The 12,549-nt window shown below is 71.8% G+C and carries 17 protein-coding genes and 1 tRNA gene; 8 read left to right on the forward strand and 10 right to left on the reverse strand.

From position 1 onward, the window contains the following. Window positions 1-58: 58 nt before the first annotated feature. On the reverse strand, window positions 59-577 hold the full coding sequence (locus ACQPZF_RS06505) for a DUF2231 domain-containing protein (RefSeq protein WP_433269280.1): 519 nt from the start codon (window positions 575-577) through the stop codon (window positions 59-61). A gap of 54 nt (window positions 578-631) precedes the next feature. Here ACQPZF_RS06505 and rph point away from each other — a divergent pair, with 54 nt between their 5' ends. Further along, the gene (gene rph, locus ACQPZF_RS06510; protein WP_433269282.1) at window positions 632-1,396 is read left to right on the forward strand and encodes a ribonuclease PH; all 765 of its coding nucleotides are present in this window, start codon (window positions 632-634) and stop codon (window positions 1,394-1,396) included. Continuing rightward, entirely contained in the window at window positions 1,393-1,998 is a 606-nt protein-coding gene (gene rdgB / locus ACQPZF_RS06515) for an RdgB/HAM1 family non-canonical purine NTP pyrophosphatase (RefSeq protein WP_433269284.1), read from the forward strand. The genes rph and rdgB overlap by 4 nt, the downstream gene beginning before the upstream one ends. Here the strand turns inward: rdgB and ACQPZF_RS06520 are convergent. From ACQPZF_RS06520 to ACQPZF_RS06535, 4 genes are all read right to left on the reverse strand, one after another. Next, window positions 1,989-2,507 carry a hypothetical protein gene (locus ACQPZF_RS06520; protein WP_433269286.1) on the reverse strand — a complete coding sequence of 173 codons (519 nt, stop codon included), beginning with the start codon at window positions 2,505-2,507 and terminating at the stop codon, window positions 1,989-1,991. The two genes, rdgB and ACQPZF_RS06520, sit on opposite strands and share 10 nt — an antisense overlap. A 291-nt stretch (window positions 2,508-2,798) precedes the next feature. Beyond that, window positions 2,799-3,272: a thioredoxin-dependent thiol peroxidase gene (bcp, locus tag ACQPZF_RS06525; protein WP_433269288.1), complete on the reverse strand. Its 474-nt coding sequence runs from the start codon at window positions 3,270-3,272 to the stop codon at window positions 2,799-2,801. A gap of 191 nt (window positions 3,273-3,463) precedes the next feature. Further along, window positions 3,464-4,000 (reverse strand): hypothetical protein, encoded by a 537-nt coding sequence (locus ACQPZF_RS06530; RefSeq protein ID WP_433269290.1) that lies wholly within the window; start codon window positions 3,998-4,000, stop codon window positions 3,464-3,466. A gap of 289 nt (window positions 4,001-4,289) precedes the next feature. Further along, window positions 4,290-5,324, reverse strand: coding sequence for an LLM class flavin-dependent oxidoreductase (locus tag ACQPZF_RS06535; protein WP_433269291.1), 1,035 nt, complete (start codon window positions 5,322-5,324; stop codon window positions 4,290-4,292). A gap of 120 nt (window positions 5,325-5,444) precedes the next feature. Here ACQPZF_RS06535 and ACQPZF_RS06540 point away from each other — a divergent pair, with 120 nt between their 5' ends. Genes ACQPZF_RS06540 through ACQPZF_RS06550 form a run of 3 tightly spaced genes read left to right on the forward strand, consistent with a single transcriptional unit; the run spans window position 5,445 to window position 8,203 of the window. Continuing rightward, window positions 5,445-6,482 (forward strand): FAD-dependent oxidoreductase, encoded by a 1,038-nt coding sequence (locus tag ACQPZF_RS06540; RefSeq protein WP_433269293.1) that lies wholly within the window; start codon window positions 5,445-5,447, stop codon window positions 6,480-6,482. A 21-nt stretch (window positions 6,483-6,503) separates the two neighbouring features. Further along, window positions 6,504-7,574 carry a sensor histidine kinase gene (locus ACQPZF_RS06545; protein WP_433269295.1) on the forward strand — a complete coding sequence of 357 codons (1,071 nt, stop codon included), beginning with the start codon at window positions 6,504-6,506 and terminating at the stop codon, window positions 7,572-7,574. Further along, entirely contained in the window at window positions 7,565-8,203 is a 639-nt protein-coding gene (locus ACQPZF_RS06550; RefSeq protein ID WP_433269297.1) for a response regulator transcription factor, read from the forward strand. The genes ACQPZF_RS06545 and ACQPZF_RS06550 overlap by 10 nt, the downstream gene beginning before the upstream one ends. On the opposite strand, the gene ACQPZF_RS06555 is transcribed toward ACQPZF_RS06550, so the two are convergent. After that, window positions 8,188-8,799, reverse strand: coding sequence for a DedA family protein (locus ACQPZF_RS06555; protein ID WP_433269299.1), 612 nt, complete (start codon window positions 8,797-8,799; stop codon window positions 8,188-8,190). The two genes, ACQPZF_RS06550 and ACQPZF_RS06555, sit on opposite strands and share 16 nt — an antisense overlap. A gap of 128 nt (window positions 8,800-8,927) precedes the next feature. Further along, entirely contained in the window at window positions 8,928-9,365 is a 438-nt protein-coding gene (locus ACQPZF_RS06560; protein ID WP_433269301.1) for an SRPBCC family protein, read from the reverse strand. 14 nt (window positions 9,366-9,379) lie between these two features. Here ACQPZF_RS06560 and ACQPZF_RS06565 point away from each other — a divergent pair, with 14 nt between their 5' ends. Both ACQPZF_RS06565 and ACQPZF_RS06570 read left to right on the forward strand, forming a co-directional pair. Beyond that, a complete protein-coding gene (locus ACQPZF_RS06565; protein ID WP_433269303.1) occupies window positions 9,380-9,928 on the forward strand; it encodes a TetR/AcrR family transcriptional regulator in 549 nt (182 codons plus the stop codon). A gap of 10 nt (window positions 9,929-9,938) precedes the next feature. Next, entirely contained in the window at window positions 9,939-10,898 is a 960-nt protein-coding gene (locus tag ACQPZF_RS06570) for a CobW family GTP-binding protein (protein WP_433269304.1), read from the forward strand. 1 nt (window position 10,899) lies between these two features. On the opposite strand, the gene ACQPZF_RS06575 is transcribed toward ACQPZF_RS06570, so the two are convergent. After that, a tRNA-Leu gene (locus ACQPZF_RS06575) sits at window positions 10,900-10,973 on the reverse strand. Window positions 10,974-11,195: 222 nt separating this feature from the next. On the opposite strand from ACQPZF_RS06575, the gene ACQPZF_RS06580 reads away from it, so the two are divergent. Then, the gene (locus ACQPZF_RS06580) at window positions 11,196-11,417 is read left to right on the forward strand and encodes a DUF3618 domain-containing protein (protein WP_121002835.1); all 222 of its coding nucleotides are present in this window, start codon (window positions 11,196-11,198) and stop codon (window positions 11,415-11,417) included. A 5-nt stretch (window positions 11,418-11,422) separates the two neighbouring features. Here the strand turns inward: ACQPZF_RS06580 and ACQPZF_RS06585 are convergent, their stop codons facing one another. Together ACQPZF_RS06585 and ACQPZF_RS06590 are read right to left on the reverse strand one after the other, a co-directional pair. Next, window positions 11,423-12,037 (reverse strand): TetR/AcrR family transcriptional regulator, encoded by a 615-nt coding sequence (locus ACQPZF_RS06585; protein ID WP_433269305.1) that lies wholly within the window; start codon window positions 12,035-12,037, stop codon window positions 11,423-11,425. Between the two features lie 53 nt (window positions 12,038-12,090). Then, window positions 12,091-12,393: a hypothetical protein gene (locus ACQPZF_RS06590; protein ID WP_433269307.1), complete on the reverse strand. Its 303-nt coding sequence runs from the start codon at window positions 12,391-12,393 to the stop codon at window positions 12,091-12,093. Window positions 12,394-12,549 lie beyond the last annotated feature (156 nt).

The following is a 12,549-nucleotide window of genomic DNA, read 5'->3' on the forward strand; positions in this document are numbered from 1 at the left end:
GGCACCGTCGTTGCCGTGACGTCGCTGTCGATGGTGCCGTGATCGACCGCGCGGACCGCTAGTTCGTGCCGACGCCGTCCCACACGGCGGTGGATCCGCTGTGCCCGATCCGCACCGTCTGCACGGTCGTGGCCGCGCCCGCCGCGATGACCAGCACGGCCACCACGATCGAGATCCGCCGCCACGTCTTCGGCACGTTCGTGTCGTCCACCGCGGCCGTGCGCTCGCGGTCGGCGAGGCGGCCCGCGACCAGCAGCGCCACGACCACCACCCCGAAGCCCAACGCGAACGGCAGCAGGTCGTTGCCCAGGTCGGCGTGGTGCTGGATCAGCGGGTTCTCCAGCCCGGCCAGCCGGGCGTTGAGCTGCTCACCCGCTGTCTGGGCGGGCAGCACCGAGCCCACGCCGAGCAGCGTGACGCCCAACAGCGGCCACGTGTAGCGCTGCCGCCAGCGCGGCACCACGGCCAGCGCGGCGGCGGCCACGGCGGACAGCGGGAGCAGCACCACGACCGCGTGAACCAGCAGTGGGTGCGCCGGGAGACCGAAGATCGTCACCAGGTCGTCTGCGAGTGCCATGCCTCTCCCTACGCCAGTGGGACGGTCCCGGGTTCAGCGCCTTAGGGTAGTGGCGTGCTGAGGACCGATGGCAGGAACGACGACGTACTGCGCGACATCAGGATCACCCGGGGCTTCCAGCAGTGGCCCGCGGGTTCGGTGCTGATCGAGTTCGGCAACACCCGCGTGCTGTGCGCGGCCAGTGTGACGGAAGGCGTCCCCCGGTGGAGGTCGGGCTCCGGTCTCGGATGGGTGACGGCCGAATACGCGATGCTCCCGTCCGCCACCCACAGCCGCAGCGACCGCGAGTCCGTGAAGGGCCGCATCGGCGGTCGGACGCACGAGATCTCCCGGCTCATCGGCCGCTCGCTCCGGGCGTGCATCGACCTGGCGGCGCTGGGCGAGAACACCATCGTCATCGACTGCGACGTGATCCAGGCCGACGGCGGCACGAGGACCGCCGCGATCACCGGCGCGTACGTGGCGCTGGCCGACGCCGTGACCTGGCTGGCCGCAGCCGGCCGCCTGGCCGACCCGCAGCCCCTGTCGTGCGCGGTGTCGGCCGTGTCGGTCGGCGTGGTGGACGGCCGCGTGCGGCTCGACCTGCCGTACGAGGAGGACTCGCGGGCCGAGGTCGACATGAACGTGGTGGCGACCGACGCCGGGACGCTGATCGAGATCCAGGGCACCGGCGAGGGCGCGACGTTCGCCCGGTCCACTCTGGACAAGATGCTCGACCTCGCGCTCGCGGGCTGCGCCGAGCTGAACCGGATCCAGTCCGAGGCGCTGGCCCAGCCCTACCCCGGCGTGCTGCCCGAGCCGAAGGGCCGGAAGAAGTGAAGATCCTCCTCGCGTCCCGCAACGCCAAGAAGCTCGGCGAGCTGCGCCGGATCCTCGTGTCCGAGGGCTTGGCCGGCCTGGAGGTCGTGGGCCTGGACGACGTGCCCGAGTTCCCGGAGGCCCCGGAGACCGACCCGACCTTCGAGGGCAACGCGCTGGCCAAGGCCCGCGACGCCTTCGCGGCCACGGGTCTGGCTTCCGTCGCCGACGACTCCGGCATCGCCGTCGACGCACTCAACGGGATGCCCGGTGTGCTGTCGGCCCGGTGGTCCGGGGCGCACGGGAACGACCTCGCCAACCTGGAGCTGCTCCTGGGGCAGTTGCGCGACGTGCCGGACGAGCGCCGCGGCGCGGCCTTCGTGTGCACGGCGGCACTCGTCGCGCCCGGCGGGGTGGAGACGGTGGTGCGCGGCGAGTGGCGCGGCACGATCCGCCGCGAACCCGCCGGCGCCAACGGGTTCGGGTACGACCCGATCTTCCAGCCCGAGGGGTGCGAGGTGACGTCGGCCGAGCTTTCGCCCGCGGAGAAGGACGAGCTGTCCCACCGGGGCCGTGCGCTGCGCCTGCTGCTGCCGCACCTGCGGGAGCTGGCTCAGCGGTAGTACTCGACCCGGACGCCGGGCCCCAGCTCGTCCAGACCGGTGCAGCGGTCCGAGCGCGTCATCTCCAGCCGCACGGACATGTCGCGCAGCGGACGCAGGTCGATCGGCTCCGGCCGGCGCCAGTTCGTGACATAGAGCCGTTCCAGGCGCTCCAGCCGGCTGACCGCGCGCAGGTTGGCGGTCGCCCTGCCATACAGGTGGAGTTCGGCCAGGGCCCAGGGCTGGAAGGCCGGCAGGTGGCGGATCACCTGCACGAGGTACCGGCACGCCCGGTCCAGGGCGACGTCGTACAGGCGGGTCGCCCGGTCCGACAGTCCTGCCTCTCGGCGCAGGCTCGCGCGGACCTGGCGCGCGAGCACTTCCGGGTCCGCGTCGGCGGCCGGCAGAGCTTCGTCGGACAGGTCTAACGACATGAGGGCGTCGCTTACCGCTGTTAAGGCGGCGGTGGTCTCGTGCTCGAATCGAGCAGCGCGTTGCGCTGCCTGGTCTTGCGGCGACGTTCCAGCCACGACTTGGCGGCATGCTGCGCGACCGCTTGGCCGATCCTGCCGGCGGCGGCTTCCAACCCGGTGATGACGCCCTCCCCTGCTCGACGCCCGTCAGGCTGGGGCAGGGGAGGGGCCGCGGCAAGCGGTCAGACGGGTGATCACGCGACCGGACACCGACTACAGCCACCACGGCGGCCACTCGCTGCCGCGACGCGCGGCCACCACCCGCGACGGCCACCCGCGGCGAGCACCTGCCGGCCACCACCTGCGGCGGCCACCGAGGCGGCGACCCGCGTGATCAGGGCGGGCAGGTCAGGCGGGCAGTTCGCGCAGCAGCTTGGCGACGTGGCCGGTGGCGCGGACGTTGTACATCGCCTTGGCGATCTTGCCCTGCGGGTCGACCAGGAACGTCGAGCGGATGACGCCCAGGACCGTGCGGCCGTAGTTCTGCTTCTCGCCGAACGCGCCCCACTCGCTCAGGACCTTGCGGTCGACGTCCGACAGCAGGGGGAAGTTCAGGCCCTCCGCCTCGACGAACTTGGCCAGCTTCTCCGGCTTGTCGGGCGAGATGCCCACCACGTCGAACCCGGCGCCCGCCAGGTCGCCGACGCTGTCCCGGAAGTCGCACGCCTGCTTGGTGCAGCCGGGAGTCCCCGCCGCCGGGTAGAAGTAGACGACCACGGAACGGCCCAGGTAGTCGGAGAGCGAGACGGGCTTGCCCTCGCTGTCGGGCAGCGTGAACGCCGGGGCCTGGTCGCCGGGGGAGAGGCGCTTCTGCTCGGTCATGCCCCCAGACGCTACAGGCCGCCCCCGACACCGCCGCCCGGAACAGCTCGGTGGCTGCGGGGTGGGTGAGGCCTACCGCCGTCCGGAACAGCTCGGTGGCTGCGGGGCGAGGTGAGACATCCCGCCGCCCGGAACAGCGCGGTGGCTGCCGGCAGCGCGGGTCAGGATGGGCGAGGCCTACCGCCGCCGGATCAGGCCAGACCCTCGAACGTGGCGCTCGCGCCTTGGCCCGAGCCGTTCGGCTCCACCACGAGCTGCAGCCGCACCAGCTCCTCGGGCACGGCGAACGCCAAGGTCAGCATCGTGTCCGCGCCCGGCGCGAGTTCGTCCACCGCCGCCGCGAGGCCGTTGAGCCCCTGCACCGAGTCGAGCACCTCGGCGGCCGGCTCGCCGCCGACCAGCGCGCGCACCGCGAGCTGGCTGGTGCGATAGGTGGTGTCGGTGCCGTTGACCACCGTCAACACGAACACGGCGGTGCGTGGCGCGCGGGGGAACGAGGTGTCGCTCGGTTTGAGCGAGCGGGCCGGTGACACCGTGATGGACAGGCCGTTGGACCAGACCCGTTGCGCGCCGAACGCCGTGAACGCCGACGCGGGCGGCGCGTTGTTCGGCTCCGCGGTGCTGGAGGTCGTTTCGGGGACGGAGGGGTCGGAAAGCCCGGAGTGGTCCGCACATCCCGCCAAGGCCCCCGCCAGGCACAGGCCGACGGCCAGTCCGGCGAACTTCACGAACCTCCCCTTCCCGCCCCGGCGGTGGGCTGACAGCGACTGCCACCACCATGACGGTGCGCGGGACCGCTCGGGGGCGGATACGGGGCCTTGATTCGCACCTGGTGCCTGCCTGTGGCCGGACCGTGATGCCACGCCACCGCCCGCGTGGGCGGCGCCACACTCGGGGGCGCTGCCCACGCGGACCGCGGCGGCGTCCGCTCGGGCGGGACTCGCCGCCCGGAAGTTAGGGAGCGCGTCGGGGGGCCTGCGCGCTCATGAAGAATCATCGCGGTCTTTTGCCCGACCGCTACACCTCAACTTCAGTCTTCACTCGTTCGGATGAACGTGACAGACCGGCGAGTTCCGCGAGAAGTTCGTACGACCGGAGCCGGTCCGACTGGTCGGCGACCATGGTGGTGACCATCAGCTCGTCCGCCTCTGTGTCCGCGAGGAGCTGTTCGAGCTGCTCACGGGCGGTTTCGGCGGAGCCGATGATCTGCGACGACAGCCGCTCCCGCATGATCAGCCGGTCGAACTCGGTGTACGGGTAGTCCGCGGCCTCCTGCGGCGTCGCGAGCGGCGCCGGCCGGTTCTGCCGGAGCTTGAGGAACGCGAGGCCGCCCGGCGCGGCGATCCACCGGGCGTGCTCGTCGGTGTCCGCGACGATCACCGAGGCGCAGACCATGGCGTGCGGCTCGGACAGGACGGCCGACGGGCGGAAGCGCTCGCGGTACAGGCGCAGGGCGGGGAGGGTGTTCTCCGCGCTGAAGTGGTGCGCGAACGCGAACGGCAACCCGAGCAGCCCCGCGACCTGCGCGCTGTAGCCGCTGGACCCGAGCAGCCAGACCGGCGGCTTGTTGCCCTGCGCCGGCACGGCGGTCAGGTCCCCGGTGCCGTCGAAGTAGCCGATCAGCTCGGAGAGCTGCTGGGGGAAGTCGTCCACGGACAGCGGGCCCTCGGTGCGCCGCAGCGCCTGCGCCGTCCGCTGGTCCGTGCCGGGCGCGCGGCCGATGCCGAGGTCGATGCGGTCGGGGTGCAGCGCGGTCAGCGTGCCGAACTGCTCCGCCACCACCAGCGGCGGGTGGTTGGGCAGCATCACGCCGCCGGAGCCGACGCGCAGCGTGGTGGTGGCGTCGGCGACGTGGCCGATGAGGATCGCGGGGGACGAGCTGGCGATGCCGGGCATGTTGTGGTGCTCGGCCAGCCAGAACCGCCGGTAGCCGAGTGCCTCGACGTGCTGCGCGAGTTCCCGCGTGTGCCGGAGGGCCGTTCGCGCATCCGTCGCCGTCGTGACCGGCGCGAGGTCTAGGACGGACAGCGGGATGTCACGAAGTCGACTCATACCCCGGGCAACGCTCCTGCCGCCGGATGCCTTCCGGCTGTGATCCAAGGCACGGCGCGAGGCGCTGACTCCTCGGTCACACCGGGGAAGCCCGAATGACCTTGAAGCGTTGTCGAGACCATGGACGTCGTGGTCATCGGTGCAGGTCAAGCTGGTCTCTCCGCCGCCTACTTCCTCGGTCGGGCCAATCTCGACCACGTCGTCCTGGACGCCGACGAAGGCCCCGGCGGGGCGTGGCGGCATCGCTGGCCGACGCTGCGCATGGCCACCGTCCACGGCATCCACGACCTGCCCGGCATGCCGTTCGACCCGCCCGACCCCGCAGCGCCCGCCAACGAGGTGCTGCCCGCCTACTTCGCCGACTTCGAGCGCCGCAACGGCATCCACGTCCGCCGCCCGGTGCACGTCCACGCCGTCCGCGACGACGACGGCCTGCTGGAGGTCGAGACCGACCGGGGCGTCTGGCACACCAAGGCCCTGGTCAACGCCACCGGCACGTGGACGCGCCCGTTCTGGCCCCGCTACCCCGGCCAGGAGCGCTTCCGGGGCCGCCAACTGCACTCGTCGCAGTACCGGGGGCCGGAGGAGTTCGCGGGCAAGCACGTGATCGTGGTCGGCGGCGGCACGTCGGCCGTGCAGCAGTTGCTGGAGATCGCGCAGACCGCGACCACGACCTGGGTCACCCGCCGTGAGCCGGAGTTCCGCGACGAGCCCTTCACCCCCGAGGTGGGCCGCGCGGTCGTGGCGCTGGTCGAGGAACGGGTGAAGGCGGGCCTCCCGCCCAAGAGCGTCGTCAGCGTCACCGGTCTGAGCCTGACGCCCGCCGTCCGCGAGGCGCTGGCGGACCAGACCCTGGACCGTCGGCCGATGTTCGACCGGATCACCGAGGACGGCGTGGTCTGGGCCGACGGCCGCACGGAACGAGCCGACGCCATCCTGTGGGCGACCGGCTTCCGCGCCGCCATCGACCACCTCGCCCCGCTCGGTCTGCGAGGCCCCGGCGGCGGCATCCGACTCGACGGAACGAGGGTCGTGGCCGACCCGCGCGTGCACCTCGTCGGCTACGGCCCGTCGGCCAGCACGGTCGGCGCGACCCGCGCCGGGCGGGCCGCCGCGAAGGAGCTCAAGAACCTGCTGACCCGCGAGTTGGTCGCCTGACCTACGACTAGCCTCGACCACGTGCTCAGGGGGTTGCGCGTGGTCGCCGGCCTGCTGCTCGGCTTCCTCACCGGGCTGGCGGGCCTGTTGGTCGTGGTGCTCGCCCGGCCGGCCGCCCAGCGGTTCGCCGGGCTGGAGCGCCGGCGGATCAGCACGTTCCTCGGCATCGACAGCGCTCCGCCGACGCGCCCGCAGGCGGTCCGCTACCTCGCCGCGCGGGCCCCGGTGGGCCTGTTCGGCGGTTTCGTGCTGGCCTGGCTGTTCTACGGCCTCGGCCTGGGCGTGATCGTGGTGTACCGGATCGTCACCAACGCCTCGGACGGCATCGAGTGGGGCGACGACGTGCTGGCGGTGCTGTGGACCGCCCTGATCGGCAGCGTCCTGCTGTACCTGGAGGTGCAGGGCATCATCGGGGTCGTGGCCCTGGAGGCCAAGGTGGCGCGGCGGTTCCTCGGCCCGAGCGAGGCCGAGCTGCTGCGCCTGCGCATCGACGAGCTGGCCGAGAGCCGTGCGGGCATCGTCGCCGCCGTGGACGCCGAGCGCCGCCGCATCGAACGCGACCTGCACGACGGCGTGCAGCAGCGCCTGGTGGCGCTGGGGATGCTGCTCGGCCGCGCCCGGCGGCATCCGGACCACGCCGACGACCTGCTGCGCCAGGCCCACGACGAGTCCCGGCAGGTGCTGGAGGACCTGCGGGAAGTCGCCTGGCGGGTGTACCCGGCGGCGCTGGACGCGCTCGGGCTCGCGGACGCGCTGGAGGCCGTGGCGGACCGGTCCGCCATCCCGGTGCGGATCCACTGTGGACGGTTCCGCGCGCCGGCGCGGGTCGAGACTGCGGTGTACTTCGTGGTGTCCGAGGCGGTGACGAACGCGGCGAAGCACTCGGGTGCGACCATGATCCGCGTGGACATCACCGGGGACGAGGGCGCGGTGCGCGTGCGGATCGAGGACGACGGCGTCGGGGGAGCGGACCCGGCGGGCGGCGGCCTGGCCGGGCTGTCCCGGCGGGTGCTGGCGCTGGACGGCCGGTTCGACGTGCGCAGCCCGGCGGGCGGCCCCACGGTGATCACGGCGGAGGTCCCGTGCGGGTGATCCTGGCCGAGGACTCGACGCTGCTGCGCGAGGGCCTGGCGCGGCTGCTGGCCGAGGAGGGGCACGAGGTGGTGGCGGCGGTCGGCGACGCGGATGCGCTGCTGCGCGTGGTGGCCGCGCACCTGCCGGACGTGGTGGTGACGGACGTGCGGATGCCTCCGACGAACTCCGACGAGGGCCTGAAGGCCGCGTTGGAGATCCGCCGGAGGCATCCCGGTGTCGGTGTCCTGGTGCTGTCGCAGTACGTCGAGCAGCGCTACGCGGTGGACCTCCTGACCGGGCACGCCGAGGGCGTCGGCTACCTGTTGAAGGACCGCGTGGTCCAGGTGGAGGAGTTCCTGGACGCCCTGCGCCGGGTGGGCACGGGCGGCGTGGCGTTCGACCCGGAGGTGGTGCGCCGGCTGCTGGCCAGGTCCGAGCACCCGCTCGACGTGCTGACCGCGCGGGAGCGGGAGGTGTTGGCGCACATGGCGGAGGGGCACACGAACAACGCGATCGCGGCGAAGCTGCACGTGTCGCGCAGCGCCGTGGAGAAGCACGTCAACTCGATCTTCGACAAGCTCCGCCTGTCCGATGTGGACGGTTACAGTCGACGGGTGCTGGCGATCCTGCGCTACCTGCGGTCGTGAGCCTTGCTCCGGGTCAGGCGCGACACCACGAACCACACCACGGCCAGCGCGACCGCGCCCAGCACGACCTTCGACGCGATGCCCATGTACTGCTCGACGATGTGCCAGTTCTCACCGAGGAAGTAGCCGGCGAGGATCAGCGCGGTGTTCCAGATCGCGCTGCCGGCCGCGGTGAACAGCAGGAACGTGGGCAGCGGCATCCGCTCCACACCTGCCGGGATGGAGATGAGGCTGCGGAAGATCGGGACCATCCGGCCGAAGAACACGGTCGCCTTGCCGTGCTTGCGGAACCACTCCTCGGTCTTGTCCACGTCGGACACCTTCACCAGCGGCATCTTCGCGGCGATCGCCCGCACCCGGTCCCGGCCGAGCAGCGCGCCCACGTAGTACAGCACCACCGCGCCCACCACCGATCCCGCGGTGGTCCACAGGATCGCGGCGATCAGCCCCATCCGGCCCTGGCTCGCGGTGAACCCGGCCAGCGGCAGGAACACCTCGCTGGGCAGCGGCGGGAACAGGTTCTCCAGCGCGATCGCGAGCCCGGCGCCCGGCGCGCCGAACGTCTCCATCAGATCGATGACCCACTTGACATCCATGATCAGCACGCTACGAACGGGCGGGGGTGGTGTGCCATGAAGCGGACCGCACAACGGGGTGTGGAAAACCTCAGTCCCCGGGCGGCATCCCCCTTCGGGAGCCGGCGCCGGGGTGGCGGAAGCCCACCTCACCGCGCGGCGTGCGCGGCCAACCCCTTGGCGTACTGCGTGATCACGGCCTGGAGCACCCGGCGGTAGAGCCACCCGGTGCCGCGCACCTCGGGCTCGAACGAAGAGTGCCAGTGGATCCTCGTCCCGCCGCCGTCCGGCACCAGGTCGATGAACGCCCGGTAGTCCCGGATGGCCAAGCCGGACAGCAGCACGTACCCGACCCTGCGGTTCGGCGTGAGCTCGACCACCTCCTCCCTGGTGGGGTTCCTCCTGCCCCGGTTGTGAAACACCCGGACCTCGCCGACACCGTGCGCGTCACCCGCCTTCTCCTGCTCGTACCGGAGCACGGGCGACCAGGAAGGCCAGGTGGCGCTGTCCGCCGCCAGTCGGTACACCCGCGCCGGGTCGGCGTCGCTGCGCACCGTGACGTCCACCTTCTGTACCATGTGGTACATGTACCATCCGGTACATGACAGGACAAGAGGCCAGGGACCGGCTGCTCGACCGGGTGGTGGCCCACTTGGCGGCGCACGGGCTCGGCGACCTGAGCCTGCGGCAGCTCGCGGCGGCCGTCGGCACCAGCCACCGGATGCTGATCTACCACTTCGGGTCCAAGGAAGGCCTGCTGGTGGCCGTGGTCCGGGCCGTCGAAGCCAACCAGCGGGCGCTCCTGGCATCCCTCCCGGCCGATGACCACGCCGAACTGGGTCGGGCGTTCTGGCGTGCGCTCACCGACCCGGCGCTGCGCGCCCACGAACGCCTGTTCTTCGAGCTGTACGGCCAAGCCGCCCAAGGCCGTCCGGGCACGACCGCGCTGCTGGACGGCATCGTGGACGCCTGGGTCGAGCCGGTCGCCGCGTTGGAACGCGCCCGGGGCCACGCGCCCGAGGTCGCCCGGACCCGGGCCCGGCTGGGGCTGGCCGTCGCGCGGGGCCTCCTGCTGGACCTGGTCGCGACCGACGACGAGGAGGGCGTCACGGCCGCCATGGACCTCTTCCTGGAAATGATGGTCGACTAGGATCGGCGGGGTGAAGCGGATCCCGGTGATCGTCGTGGCGGGTTTCCTGGGCGCCGGCAAGACGACCCTGCTCAACCACCTCCTCACCACCGCGCGCGGCACGCGGATCGGCGTGGTGGTCAACGACTTCGGCGCGATCGGCATCGACGCGATGACCGTGGCCGGCCAGGTCGACTCGACCGTGTCGCTGAGCAACGGGTGCCTGTGCTGCGCGGTCGACGTGAGCGGGCTGGACGACCTGCTCGGCAGGCTCGACTCGCTGGTGGACGTGATCGTGATCGAGGCCAGCGGCCTGGCCGAGCCGCAGGCCATGGCGAGGCTGGTGCTGGGCAGCGGGAACCCGCGCATCGCGTACGGCGGCCTGGTGCTGCTGGTGGACGCGGCCGAGTTCCCCGACGACCTGGAACGCCACCTGCGCGTCGCGGACCTGGTGGTGCTGAACAAGACCGACCGGGCGCCCGACTACCCGGCGCTGGCGGAGCGGATCGACCACCTGAGGCCCGGCGTGCCGGTGGTCGCCGCCACCCACGGCCGCATCGACCCGGCCCTGCTGTTCGACCCCCGCCCCCGTGCCGAGCGGGTCGGCCAGTTGTCGTTCGAGGACCTGGTGGAGGACCACGACCACGACCACGTGCGCTACGACAGCGTGGAGTTCACCGACTCGGCCATGAACCCCACGAGGCTGATGGCCTTCCTCGACGCCCGCCCGGCCGGCCTGTACCGGATCAAGGGCTTCGTCCACTTCGGCGTGCCCGGCCACCGGCAGCGGTTCAGCCTGCACACGGTCGGTGCGTTCCTGCGGTTCGAACGCCTGCCCTGGGGCGGTGAACCCCGCCGGACCCAACTGGTGCTGATCGGCAGCGGGCTGGATCCGGACGGGGTGACCAAGGCGTTGACCGACTGCGTGGAGCCCGACCCGGAGTCGGTGGACCCACAGTCCATGCTGGAAGTCCTGCGCTATCTCGCGTGAGTGGGGCCGGAGAGACTCGAACTCTCACTGGCACGGACCTAAACCGTGTGCCTCTGCCAATTGGGCTACGACCCCGTGGCCGCAAGCCTATCGGCCCGCCGCAGCAGGCCGGTACCGAGGGACACCGCCCTGGCCGGCAGCAGCACGCCCGCCACGCGGCGGGAGGCCGGGGTCGCGGGCGTGACGCTCCTCCCCAGCGAATGGAAACAGCGTTATGCAACCGCTGTCGCCGACGCCGGTCAACGGCCGTTCCACGCCTGAACTACGGTTACCGGCAGACCGCTGCTAGGAGGAGATGTGGCTCGCGACCCCGACACCATCCAGCGCGAGATCGAGCAGGCTCGTGACGCGCTGGCCACGACCTTGGACGAGCTGGGCACGAGGGCCAACCCCCAGCGCTTCGTCGAGGCGGGCAAGGACAGCGTGCGCGCGAAGCTCGACGAACCCAAGATCCGGTACTCGCTGATCGCGGTGGCCGTGCTCGTCGGGTTCGCCTTGCTGCGCAAGCTGTTCCGCTGACCTGGCTACTGCCCCTCGCCGACGAGGGGCAGTAGCACCTGGTCCACCACCCGGTCCACGAACGGCAGGTCCAGCGGGTCGCCGGTGAGCATCAGCCGGTAGATCAGGGCCGCGCCCGCCAGTTCGACCGCCATGCCGCGCGGCGCGTCCGCGCGCAGCTCACCCCGCCCGTCGGCGCGTTCCAGGATCCGGCGCAGCACGTCCCGCTGCGCGATCAGGAACGTCTCGCGGAACGCCGCCGCCAGTTCCGGCTCGTGCGGCAGTTCGCCCACCAGGGCCTGTGCCGCCTTGCCGATCGGGCCGGACAGGAAAGCCGCGAACGAACTCAGGAACTCCTTGAGGTCGCCCGCGAGCGACCCGGTGTCCGGTTCGGCCAGGTTCTCCGCCGCGAGGTGCGTGCACGTGTCGATGACGAGGTCCAGCTTGGACTCCCACCGTCGGTAGATGGTCGCTTTGCCCGCGCGGGCGCGCGCGGCGACGGCGTCCATGGTCAGCGCGCGGTAGCCGACCTCCGCCATCACCTCCAGTGCGGCTTGGCGCAGCGCGTCGTCGCGGCTTGCGTCCCTGGGTCTGCCTCGTTGTGGGGTCCGTGCCGCCCCGCTGTACACCGGTGTGGCCATGTCTGCGCTCCCGTTCGCCTTTGGCCGGACATCCTAAGCGGGAGAGGGCGGTTCTATACCTCGATTGCCTGGTCGTGAGCGGTGCTCGGTTCGGCCTGTCCGGTCTTGGGCGCGGGGAGACCGTGCCGGGTGTGCAGGTACGCCACGGAGAACGCGAACGCGTCGCCGTCCAGCAGGTGCACCACGGCCCGGTCGGCGTGTCCTTCGGCCAGCTCGTCCACCAACTGGTCGACCTGGACGCGGGCCGCGATCAGCCCCGGCGCGATGGCGTCGACCGACTTCTCGGCGGTCCGCACGGTCACCGCCCAGTCGTCGCCGGCGCGCCGGTAGTTCGCGGTGATGGGAAGTGTGGGCATGGGGTAGGGCCTCCGTTCTTCCTCCTATCTGACCGGTATTTCGGCGGGAGCAGGTGGTCATTCCTCCCTACGGGTGATGAGCGGCGTTGGCTTGTGTTGCATCAAGTTGGATCTTGGGCGGCGGGTGCTCGTGGCACTGTCCACTGTGGTCGGTGT

Origin of the sequence: Actinosynnema sp. CS-041913 (genome assembly GCF_050942485.1) — a bacterium.
In the GTDB taxonomy this organism is placed as follows: domain Bacteria; phylum Actinomycetota; class Actinomycetes; order Mycobacteriales; family Pseudonocardiaceae; genus Actinosynnema.

Bases quoted from the DNA above. Each gene is read 5' to 3' on its own strand.
- ACQPZF_RS06505 (WP_433269280.1), bottom strand. From the start codon at position 577: ATGGCACTCGCAGACGACCTGGTGACGATCTTCGGTCTCCCGGCGCAC.
- bcp (WP_433269288.1), bottom strand. From the start codon at position 3,272: ATGACCGAGCAGAAGCGCCTCTCCCCCGGCGACCAGGCCCCGGCGTTC.
- ACQPZF_RS06535 (WP_433269291.1), bottom strand. From the start codon at position 5,324: ATGAGTCGACTTCGTGACATCCCGCTGTCCGTCCTAGACCTCGCGCCG.
- ACQPZF_RS06540 (WP_433269293.1), top strand. From the start codon at position 5,445: ATGGACGTCGTGGTCATCGGTGCAGGTCAAGCTGGTCTCTCCGCCGCC.
- ACQPZF_RS06555 (WP_433269299.1), bottom strand. From the start codon at position 8,799: ATGGATGTCAAGTGGGTCATCGATCTGATGGAGACGTTCGGCGCGCCG.
- ACQPZF_RS06560 (WP_433269301.1), bottom strand. From the start codon at position 9,365: ATGTACCACATGGTACAGAAGGTGGACGTCACGGTGCGCAGCGACGCC.
- ACQPZF_RS06565 (WP_433269303.1), top strand. From the start codon at position 9,380: ATGACAGGACAAGAGGCCAGGGACCGGCTGCTCGACCGGGTGGTGGCC.
- ACQPZF_RS06585 (WP_433269305.1), bottom strand. From the start codon at position 12,037: ATGGCCACACCGGTGTACAGCGGGGCGGCACGGACCCCACAACGAGGC.
- ACQPZF_RS06590 (WP_433269307.1), bottom strand. From the start codon at position 12,393: ATGCCCACACTTCCCATCACCGCGAACTACCGGCGCGCCGGCGACGAC.